The sequence below is a fragment of the Cupriavidus phytohabitans genome (genome assembly GCF_000426345.1).
GTDB lineage: Bacteria > Pseudomonadota > Gammaproteobacteria > Burkholderiales > Burkholderiaceae > Cupriavidus.
In genome coordinates, this window is the sequence record NZ_AUFE01000196.1 from 1 (window position 1) to 2,460 (window position 2,460).

At 63.2% G+C, this 2,460-nt stretch carries 2 pseudogenes; both read right to left on the reverse strand.

From position 1 onward, the window contains the following. Positions 1 to 342: 342 nt before the first annotated feature. Positions 343 to 627: pseudogene (locus K309_RS38885) on the reverse strand (Ku protein); the annotation flags it as partial. 31 nt (positions 628 to 658) lie between these two features. Beyond that, positions 659 to 2,374, reverse strand: a pseudogene (gene ligD / locus K309_RS38890) (DNA ligase D); the annotation flags it as partial. Positions 2,375 to 2,460: the final 86 nt, after the last annotated feature.

The window sequence follows — 2,460 nt, forward strand, 5'->3', positions numbered from 1 at the left end:
TGCCAACGTCATCTGCTTCATGTTCTTCTCTTTGCGCTCGTGATTCTTCAAATAACGCGCCTTCTTACGAATCGGAGGACTTGATCAGCATTGCCCTAAGCGCGCATGCCTATCGGCAAGTGCGCCCTCAACCGCCAACCAAGGCGCACAGTGGCCCCGACCCAGCACAAAAAATGGGCTCTCAACCCGGTAAGAAGAGAGCCCCCAGAACGTCCACGAAGAAATCGGGCAACCATGTGAGTTGCCCATCGTTAGTATCCGTCCAAGCTTGCTCCGTACGCAATCGCCCCCGCGCGGCCTCTCAGAAAAATAGCCAGCAGGCCAGAGGGCACCGCGGGCGGTGACGATATCGACCATGTGGCTGGCGCATTCTTCCAGCGCCTTCAGTTCGTCGGGCGAGAAGATGACGAAGTGGCCCTTCTCGAATTCGTAGCCCTTGACCATGTCCGCGCACTCGACCACCTTCTGAGTCTGCTCCGAGATGTACTGCTGCTTCAGCCGCGCGCCTTCCTTGCTCAGCAGGTTGAAGCGCACCGCGGCGCTGGACTCGGTGGCGGTGTACAGCTTAACCGGGATCGAGACCAGACCGAACGACAGGGACAGGGAGGCGAGGGATCGGGCGGCCATGGAATACTCCACAATGCGTTGGCACCACGGGTCAACTTAATCGTTGGATGGCGTCAGTTAAGGTCTGGGCGGTTCCCCAATACGCGGCCCATGGGTCCGCGACCTGGAAACTCAGGTATTCGCGGGCGTCCCGGATGGTCCATTGGTCGCCACGCTTGAGCTTCGGCAACTGCTCCCACACCGGCATCGAGACCCCCAGGCCGGGACGGGCCCGCGCCGAGAACGCTGCGGCCGTGGTTTGCGAGAAGCCGTTGCGCAGGTAGTCGACGAAGATCTTTCCCTTGCGGTTGGCGGCGCCCGAACGCGCCGTGAAGCGCTGGGGCAGGGCAGCGGCCAGGTGCAGGACTGCTGCCCGCGAAAATGCCTTCACCTCGTCGTAGGAACGCTGCGGCGCCAGCGGCACGACAATGTGCAGGCCCTTGCCGCCGCTCGTCTTCAGCCACGCCTGCAGGCCCAGTTCGTCCAGCAGCGCGTGCACCAGCATGGCGGCTTCGATCATCGTCTCCCAGGCGACACCAGCGCCGGGATCGAGGTCGAAGATGACCCGGTCCGGATGATTGATGTCGCGCGCGGTGGAATTCCAGGTATGGAACTCGACCACATTCATCTGGGCGGCGGCGACAATTGCTTCAGGTGAATCGGCTGTCAGCAGCGCCGCATGATGCGGCCAAAGTGAGGGCGGCCGCTCGGTTAGACCCGGCATCGCGGTCTCCGCATGCTTCTGGAAGAACGTCGTCGCATCGATGCCGTCGGGCGCGCGCACCAGCGACAGCGGACGGTCTTTCAGGTGCGGCAGCATCCGGCTGGCGATGCTCTCGTAATAGCGCACCAGTTCTACCTTCGTGATGCCTTGGGACTTGTCGATGACACGTTCTGGGTTGGTGACCTTGATGGCCACCATGCCGTGAGGTGTCACGGCGGTCTGGACCGCCTCGCGCCGGATCGACTTCGCGGCATGGTCGGTGCGCAGGCCCTTAAAGGAAGCGTGGCGAACCTGGCCTTCCGGTGTCCACTCAGAGAATTCGACTTCGGCGACCAGCGTCGGCTTGACCCATTGCACCGCCGCATCGCGGCGGCCGCCCCAGCGACTGCTGGCCCGAGCTTCCGTCGAGAACGGGCTCTTGTCCACTTGCAGTTTGGCGAGCCGCTTGCGCAGGTCGGTCGCCGCCGCGCTGTCCCAGCCCGTGCCGACGCCCCCGGTGTAGCGCAACTCGCCGTCGGCGTAGACGCCCAGGTAAAGTCTGCCGATCTCGGTGCGGGAGCCTTCGCGGTCGGAGAAGCCGCCGATGACGAACTCCTGGCGCAGCTTGCACTTCGCCTTCAGCCAGCTCTCGGTTCGCGCCGACACATAGGGGGAGTCTGCCCGCTTGAACATCAAGCCTTCCAGACCGAGCTGGCAGGCCGCCTGGAACATCTGTGTGGGCGGCGCCTCAAAGGCCTCACTGAAGCGCACGCGCTCCGTGCGGTCCGCGACCAGCGTGGCCAGCTTGGCCCGGCGCTGTACCAGCGGCAAATTGCGCAGGTCGCGCCCTTCCCAGTAGGGCAGGTCGAACGCAAAGTAGACGATGGCCTCATTGCGATGGCCGTCAATCGCGTTCTGCAGGGCGTTGAAATCGGGCATCCCGTCGCGAAGCACGACGATCTCGCCGTCCAGCCAGCCTTCCGAGATGTCGAGCTTCTCGATTTCCGCCGCCAGCGAACGCAACTTCTGCGTCCAGTCATGCCCATTGCGGGTAAAGAGTCGGACCTGAAAAATTCAGTCTGAGAGCTCAGCGTGACTGAAAGGCGGAGGATTCTGGGCCCTCATCAAACGACTGCGGCATGTGGGCTGAG